Source organism: Streptomyces sp. NRRL B-24572 (assembly GCF_002156145.1).
Taxonomy (GTDB): Bacteria; Actinomycetota; Actinomycetes; order Streptomycetales; family Streptomycetaceae; genus Streptomyces; species Streptomyces vietnamensis.
The window spans coordinates 1-8,285 of the sequence record NZ_MWIG01000044.1; the positions used below are offsets into that span (position 1 = coordinate 1).

An 8,285-nucleotide genomic window follows, 5' to 3' on the forward strand; every position below is an offset into this window, starting at 1 on the left:
CCGCCCGGGCGGGTCACTGGTTGGCCAGGACCTGGTTGACCTGGGTCTCGGCGGTGGCGAGGAGCTTGTCGACGTCGGCGTCCTTGTTGGTGAGGAGGCCGGACATCACGTTGTCGAGCACCTTGTAGACCTCCTGGGCCTTCGGCGGCTCGGCCTTTCCGGGGACCGGGTTGTCCATGAAGGACTTGAAGTTGGCGACGGGCATGGTCGCGTTCCGGACGCGGTTGGCGTCGTCCGTGCTCTTGGAGGCGTTCAGCCAGAAGTTGGGCTGCGGGACTCCGACCGGGAGGCCGTCGGCCTTGGAGCGGGCCCAGTCGAACTGGCCCTTGCCGACGGTGAGGTTCTTGAAGTTGAGCCAAGCGACGGCGGCCTTGATCTTGTCGGGCGAGATGCCCTTCTTGATCATGTAGTTGTTGCCCCCGGCAAGGGTGTTCCGGCCGCCGGGTATCGGTCCCATGCCGAAGTTCTCGTACTTCGCGCCGAGCTGCTGGACCATGTAGGCGATGTCGTCGGGGGCGGCGAGGAACATGCCGAGCTTGTCGGTGGCGATCTGCTTCTGGAGGTCGCCCCACTTGAGCAGCTGGGTCTTGCCCATGCTGTCGTCCTCCCAGCGCATGGCGTGGAGGTTCCGGGCGACCTGCTTGCCGAGCTCGTTGTTGAAGGCGGCCTTGGTGCCGCTCGGGTCGACGACGTCCCCGCCGAGGCTGTACATCTGGGCGGTGAAGTGCCAGCCGCCGGTGTTGCCGGCGCTGTACTCGCCGAAGCCGGCGACGCCGTTGCCGAGGGCCGCGATCTTCTTGGCGGCGGCCCGGACCTCCTCCCAGGTGCGCGGCGGGTTGTCGGCGTCGAGGCCGGCGTCCTTGAAGAGCTTGCGGTTGATGAGCAGGCCCATCGTGTAGTTGCTGGTGGGCAGGCCGTACAGCTTGCCGTCCTGCTTGAGGGAGCCGAGGACGTTCGGGTCGATGTCCTTGAGGAGCGGGACGCTCTTGTCGGTGACGTAGGCGCTGATGTCGGCGGCGCCGTCCTCGGAGAGGACCTGCGGCAGGTCGGTGAAGTACGTGTAGAAGACGTCCGGCTGGGACTTGGCCTTGAGCATCGCGGTGAAGCGCGGGGGCTCCAGGCACTGGCCGGGGGTGGAGCGGCCTTCGATGGTGATGTTCGGGTACGTCTTGTTGAACTCGGCCACGTCCTCCTTCCACTCCTTGAGCTCGGCGGCCTTGGCCGCCGGCGGCATGCAGTCGATGGTGAGCGTGACCTTCGTCTTGGGGTCGAGCGGCGCGGAGGGGTCGGAGGACCCGCTCGCCCCGCCTCCGCCGTTGCCGTTGTCGCCGCTGCTGCTCGTGCCGCAGGCGGCGAGCGCGGTGAGGGTGAGGGCGGAGACGAGGGCGACGGCGACGGGTCGGCGGGTACGGCGGAGCCGGGCACTTCTCATGAGTGGTCCCCTTCGGGCCTGGGCGTGGAGGTCACCCCAACTCGGGTGCGTGGGTGGGGTGCGCCACACTCAACCACCGACGACAAGTGAACGCAAGATATCGCGCTGATTTCGTAAATGCTCGACAATGAGGCGCAACCCAGTATGCGTGAGAGGCCGGTGCGCACCGCCCGACGCGGTGCGCACCGGCCTCACGGGCAGCGGTGGGACTACGGGTTGACGTTGATCCTGAAGGTCGAGGTGGGGTTGCGGATGTCGACGGCGTTGCCGCTCGTCCGGAGGCCGTTGAACGTCACCTCGCCCACCGCGGGGCCCTGACCCGCCTCGGGCAGCTCGTTGGCCCACAGGCCGAAGCCGGACTTCGCGTCGAAGGCGTCACCGCTCTTGCGCGCCCCGGTGACGGAGACGTCGGTGAACACGGTGTCCTTGATCGGGAACTGCGCCTGGCCGCCCACGTAGTTCGTCTGGAACATCACCCCGCTGTAGCTGGGGTCGACGATGTCGACGTGGTTGACCCTGATGCCCTGGAAGACCTTCGAGGCGGAGAACACCCAGATGCCCGGGAAGGTCTGCGCGCCCCAGAAGTGCCCGCCGGCCCGCACGATCGAGATGTTCTCGAAGGTCGTCGGCCCGGTTCCGAATCCGTTCATCGGATAGCCGAAGTCCAGCGAGGAGATCGTGATGCCGGAGTAGACCAGGGTGTCGGCGATGTGGATGTTCCGGAAGGTGTTGTCGTAGCCGCCGTAGACGGCCACCCCCGCCGCCCGCCAGGTGAGTGTGCTGGTCAGGTTCTCGTAGACGTTGTTCTTCATGTCCGCGCCGCCCGCGTCGATCGCCGAGAACAGCGCGAAGCTGTCGTCGCCGGTCGCCCGTGCGTCGTTGTTGGTCACCAGGTTGTCCGTCGACCCGTTGGTCATGTTGACGCCGTCGGCGAACAGGTTCCGGATCCGGGAGTTCTTGATCGTGATCCGGTCGGTGTTGGCGCCCCAGTAGAGGCACACGAAGTGCTCGTTCCAGATGTCGTCGATGACGATGTCCGACACGTTCGCGAAGTCGAAGACCTTGCCCGGCCCGTCGATCCGCGAGGTGTAGTTGCCGAAGTAGGCGAAGCCCTTGAAGAGCGACCCCTTCGCCGAGGCCTCGGCACGGAAGCCGACGTCCGTGTTGTCCTGGGTCGAGGGCGCGTGGAACGTCGTGTACCAGGGCCCGGCGCCGACCACCTTCACGGCCTTGCCGTACACCTGGAACTTGCTCGACGTCTGGTAGTCGCCCGGCGGAAGGTAGACGCCCACCAGAACGCCCGTGGTGTCCATGCGGACCCGGTCGAGGGCGTTCTGCACGTCCTGGTGGGTGAAGCCCGCCGGGACCGTGTACGCGGCCGGGTCGGGGTTCGCCACCGGGGCCACCTGCTCCAGGTTGACGAAGTCGATCGCGTACGTGGTGGTGTTCGAGGCGTCCTTCTGGAGCCGGATCCGGCTGCCGGCCGGCACGGTCTCCCCCAGCATCAGACGGGCCTCGTCATAGATGTGCCGGGGACCGCCCGCGCCCGGGGAGTTGCCGGGCGCGGTCTCGGAGCCGTACAGCCAGGCGTACTTCGAGGTGAGCGGCAGGGCCCTCTTGAACACCCCGTCGACGTAGAGGTCGAGCGTCGAGTCGATCCCGCCGCCGCCCGGGGCGTCCGGGATCGAGAAGCGCGTGACCAGCGTGTTCGTCGACGCCCGGGTGGTGAACTCGACGTACTCCCCCGTGGCGTCCAGGTTCACCGCCTTGCGGCCGGACGCCTCGCCCGCGATGTCGCCGACCGTGCGGTTGGGCCCGACGACGGTCGCTCCGCCGCCGGTGGTGCCGTCCTCCGCCTCGTACATGTCGTACGGCATGTTCGCGCCGCGCCCGACGAAGAGGGCCTGGGTGGCGGTGTTGTTCTGCCGCTTCACCGGGAGCTCGTCGGCGTCGTCGGCGAGCACCGTGCGCACGGTGTACGAGCCGTCGGCGGCGGTCCAGGTCCCGAGGCTCACCTCGGTCTGCGCCCCCGGCTCCAGCGCGCCGCCGTACGAGCCGCTGAGGGTCTTCACGGTGCCGCCCTGTGCGTCGAGCAGGGTGAGCGTGACGCCGTGCGCGCCGGTGGCGGTGGCGATCGTGCCCTGGTTGCGGACCGCGACCTTGAAGGTGACGCTGTCGCCCGCGGAGGGGCTCGAGGGCGAGGTGGTGACCGAGGCGGCGACCGGGTCGGAGCTGTCCACCGGCCGCACCACGAGGGCGGTGGGGCTGGTGTAGGTGTTGTCGGTCTCGTTCTGCTCGATGACCGCGTCCGCCTCGTCGGCGACGGCGCCGAGCTCGTACGAGCCGGCGTCGCGGACGCCGATCGCGGCCGTGACAGTGGTCTGGGCCCCGGCCGCGAGGGCGCCCACCGCGGCCGTGGCGACCTTGCTGCCGCCGAGGCGGACCGCGAGGCTGCTGGCCGGGGCGGGGGCGCTGCCGTCGTTGCGGACGGTCGCGCTGACCGTGATCGGGTCCGACTCCACGGGCGAGGCGGGCGAGACGCTCAGCCCGGTGACCCGCAGGTCCGGGTTGGGCGCGGGGACGCCGATGGCTTGGAACTCGGCGATCTGGCCTGCCGGGGCGCCGGTGTTGGCCGTGATCCGGAGCTGCACGTCGGCGACGCGGGCGGTGAGCGGGATCGTCACCTGGTTGCCGCTGCCGGGGTCGAAGGCGTAGCTCTTCGCGGCGACGAGGCTCGTGAAGGCGGTGGCGTCCTGGGCGCGGCCGAGGACCTCGACGGTCTGGGAGCGAGCGCCCCAGGCGGTGTCGGGGTTCAGCTTCAGGACGAGCCGGTCGAGGTCGGCGTCGGCGCCCAGCCTGACGGTGAGGCTGTTCGGGTAGCTGCCGCCCGCACCCTCCCAGTAGGTCGCCGTGCTGTTGTCGTTGGCGTTGGCCGCGACGAAGGTGTGGACCGTGGAGGAGGCGGAGATCGCCTTGCCGACGGCCAGGTTGGAGCCGGTGCCCCCGCTGCCGTTGCGGGTGACGCTGTTGCTCGCGCCGGACTGGTTGCCCGCCGCGTCCTTGGCCCGCACCTGGTAGGTGACGGTCGTGGAGGCGGGCTGGGTGTCGGTGTAGGTGGTGACGTTCCCCGCGACGCTGCCGCGCAGGACGTTGTTCGCGTACACGTCGTAACCGGTGACGCCCGTGTTGTCGGTGGACGCCGTCCAGCTCAGGCGGATCTGGCCGGAGGCGGGCTCGGTGCAGGCCAGGTTCGCGGGTGCCGTGGGCGCCTGGGTGTCGCCGGCGTCGCCGATCCGGGTGACGGTGTTGGAGTCGCCGGACTGGTTGCCGGCCGCGTCCCGCGCCCTGATCCTGTAGGACACCGTCTGGTTCGCCGGGCGGGTGTCGGTGAAGGTGGTGGCGTTGCCGGCGACGCTGGTCAGCAGGGCGCCGTTGGCGTAGACGTCGTAGGCGGTGACGCCGGTGTCGTCGGTGGCCGCGTTCCAGGTCAGGCGGATCTGGCCGGAGGCGGGCTCGGTGTAGGCCAGGTTCGCGGGAGCGGTCGGCGCCTGCGTGTCCCCGCTCGTCGGTCCGTAGACCTCCAGCTCCGAGAACTGGGCCGCGTCCTGGACCGTGTTGGCCGTCACCAGGACGCGGACGTAGCGGGTGGTGGTGGCGCCGAAGGTGATCTCCGCGCTGCGACCGCTCGCGACGTCGAAGGCGTAGGCCTGTGCGGCGGTCAGGTCGGTGAAGGAACTTCCGTCGGTACTGCCCTGGATCTTCAGCGTCTGACTGCGGGCCTCCCAGGTGCCGGGCAGCCGCAGGGCGACCCGGTCGACCCGGAGGGCGGCCCCCAGGTCGGCCTGGAGCCATTGCGGGAAGGCGCCGCCGGTGCTCTCCCAGTAGGTGGCGCGGTTGCCGTCGTTGGCGTTGGGCGCCGTGTAGGTCTGGGTGCTGCTGCTGGCGGTGAGCGTCTTGCCGGCGGCGAGGTTCGGGGAGGTGGCGTCGGCGCCGTGCACTTCGAGTTCGGAGAGCTGGGCGGCGGCCCAGCCGGTGTTGGCGGTGATGTCGACCCGTACGAAACGGGCCTGGGCGGCCGGGAAGGCGATGGTGACGGTGTTCCCGGCACCCGGGTCGAAGGCGTAGGTCGCGGACGTCTTCAGGGTGCTGAAGGAGGTGCCGTCGGCGCTGCCCTGCAGGGAGAGCGTCTGGTTGCGGCTCTCCCATCCGGCCGGGAGCCTGAGCACCACCTCGTCGACGCGGGTGGCGGTGCCGAGGTCGGCCTGCACCCACTGCGGGAGGGCGGAGCCGGAGCTCTGCCAGTACGTGCCCTGGTTGCCGTCGGTGATGTTCGTGGCGGCGTACTCGGCGTGCGCGCTGCTCGCGGCGGCGGCGTCGCCCAGGGCCAGGTTGGGGCCGCCGGCCGCGTGGGCGGTCGTCAGCGGACCCCCAAGCGCCAGGAGGCTCGTCGCGATCACGGCACCCAGGCCCCGTGATCTCCAGTTGCGGATCCTCATCGCTCCTCGGTTCTCCTTCGGGAGTGAGTCCAGAAATAGCGCTCGAATGTCAATTCTTTGCGCGGGACGCTCAGAGAGTTCCAGAGGATCGCGGGACCGTCTACCGCTTGCGCGGCTTGAGTCGAAAAGGCGTCAGGAGCTGCGCGAGGGCATGCCGGAGCGGCGATCCACCGCGGGTGGACCGCCGCTCCTGAGGCCTGGATCAGCCGCGGTTCACGACGAACGGAGAGCCGGGTTCGACGAGGACGTCTCCCTCGGCCGTGTTCGCGAACGTCACCCCGGTCAGGGTGGCGCTGCCGCGGGCCCCGCTCATGGCGAGGATCCCGGAGCCGTTGACCGTGCCGTCGATATGGACGTTGCTGACGCGGACGTCGGGCATGGCTCCCCCGCCCGTCTTGAACTGGATGCCGTCATAGGTCGAGTCGAGGATCTCGGTGTCCCGGATGGTGACGCCCGGGATGTCCTGCCCCTGAGCGAAGAGGGTGATGGCTCCGAACTCCTGGTCCTCGTTCCAGAAGGCGCCGCCCGTGCGGTACAGGGCGTTGCCGGCGATGAGCGTCTGCCCGGAGAAGGGCAGCGGGTCGTGGTCGGTGGCCAGCATGATCCCCGGGTAGTTCATGGTGTCGGCGACCACGTTGTTCTCGATGGTGTTGCCGTGACCGCCGTAGACGGCGATGCCGTTGGCCCGCCAGGGCAGCTGGACCGTGTTGTTGCGGAAGTGGTTGTCGTGGCCGACGTCCACCGAGGTGTCCTTGACGTACTTGCTCGCCCAGACGGCGAGCGCGTCGTCGCCGGTGTTGCGGAAGGAGGAGTCGTAGACGGTGGAGTTGCGGGTGCCGTTGGCGAAGTTGATGCCGTCGGCGTACGTGTCGCGGATCCGCATGCCGCTGAACTCCAGGCCGTCGCCCGGTCCCCACAGCTCGGGGATGTCGGAGTAGTCGCGACCGACCCAGACGCCGACGTTGGCGTGCTCGATCCAGACGTTGCTGATCTTCGTGTTCCTGCCGAAGCGTCCGTTGAGCCCCACGCCGCCCTCGGCATTGCCGTCACCGCCGCGGATGGTGCCCGAGCCGAAGATGGCGATGTCCGAGATCCGGGTGTTGTCGTCGATGTCGAAGCCGAAGTTGCCCTCGTGCGGGTGGTTGATGCCGCCCGCGTCCTGCGGCGGGGTCAGGGTGTAGAGCTGCGAGTGCCACATGCCCGCGCCCCGGATCGTGACGTCGCGAATGCCGACCTGGTTGTACTGCCCCCGGTTCAGCGGGTCGTCGGTGAGGATCTTCTGCTCCTGCCGCCACTGTCCGGCCGGGATCCAGACGCAGCCGATCTCGCCCTTCTGGTCGGCGGTGACGGCCCGTTGGAGGGCGTCCGTGTCGTCGATGCCGTCGTTGGGCACCGCTCCGTACTCGGTGATCGAAACACAGCCCGCGGGCTGCGGTGTGGGCGGCGCGACCTGCTCCAGGTCGATCAGGTCGAGCACGTAGAACGAGGCCCGGTCGTCGGCGTCGCGCTGGAGCCGGAAGCGGGTGCCCGGCGGGTAGGACCGGTCGAGCAGCGTGTGCGACTCGTCGAAGAGCCTGCGGGCGTCGCCGCCGGGACGGTTGGTCAGGCCCTCGGGGTCGTCGGTGGTGCCGTACAGCCAGCTGTGCTTGGAGGAGAGGGTCAGCTTCCGGACGAAGACGTCGTTCGCGTACAGGCTGAGGGTGGCCTCCTGGCCGCCGCCGGCCGCCGCGTCCGGGATCGAGTTGCGGACGGTGAGGGCGTTCGCCTGGTTCACCGAGGTGAGCTCGACGTACTGCCCGCCCGCGTCGAGCCGGACGGACCGGCGGCCCGAGGACTCGGTGGCGAAGTCGGTGTGCCCGAAGGTGCGCAGCCGGTCGGCGGTGAGCAGCGTGCCCTGGTAGCGGGCGTCCTCCGCCTCGTACTCGGTGTAGGGGACGGCGGCGCCGCGCCCCACGACGAGGGACCTGCTGAAGACGTTGTTGTTCTCGTCGGTCTCGGTGAGGGTGCCGGTGGCGTCGGCGGCCGCGGTCAGGGTGGCGCCGCCGCTGGTGGCGGTCCACGTGCCGGAGATCACGACGGTGACGGTCTGGCCCGCGGCGACGGCTCCCGTCGTGCCGTTCAGGGTGGTGGTGCCGACGGCCAGCCGGGTGATGGTGCCGGCCGGAACGGCGGTGGTGCCGCGGTTGTGGACGGCGACGGTGAAGGAGACGGGTGCGCCGACCGCCGGGGCCGAGGGGGTGGCGGTGATGCCGGTGACCATGAGGTCGGGGCCGGGGCTCTGGCCCACGGTCAGCTCGGCGGCCGCGGTGCGGCTGTTGTTGGTGTCGTCGAGCTCGGGGACGGCGTTGGCCGGGTCG

3 protein-coding genes are annotated in these 8,285 nt (G+C 69.8%); all 3 read right to left on the reverse strand.

Annotated elements, in window-relative coordinates; genetic code table 11:
* Positions 1–13 precede the first annotated feature (13 nt).
* Positions 14–1,432, reverse strand: coding sequence for an extracellular solute-binding protein (locus tag CCN56_RS02910; protein WP_086823134.1), 1,419 nt, complete (start codon positions 1,430–1,432; stop codon positions 14–16).
* A gap of 209 nt (positions 1,433–1,641) precedes the next feature.
* Positions 1,642–5,928 (reverse strand): discoidin domain-containing protein, encoded by a 4,287-nt coding sequence (locus tag CCN56_RS02915; protein WP_086823137.1) that lies wholly within the window; start codon positions 5,926–5,928, stop codon positions 1,642–1,644.
* A gap of 202 nt (positions 5,929–6,130) precedes the next feature.
* Positions 6,131–8,285, reverse strand: a 2,155-nt coding sequence (locus CCN56_RS02920; protein WP_179199651.1) for a CARDB domain-containing protein, incomplete at its 5' end; no start/stop codon positions are given.

What these genes read in the sequence shown, in the direction of transcription:
- CCN56_RS02910 (WP_086823134.1), bottom strand. Translation starts at nt 1,432, where the DNA reads ATGAGAAGTGCCCGGCTCCGCCGTACCCGCCGACCCGTCGCCGTCGCC.
- CCN56_RS02915 (WP_086823137.1), bottom strand. Translation starts at nt 5,928, where the DNA reads ATGAGGATCCGCAACTGGAGATCACGGGGCCTGGGTGCCGTGATCGCG.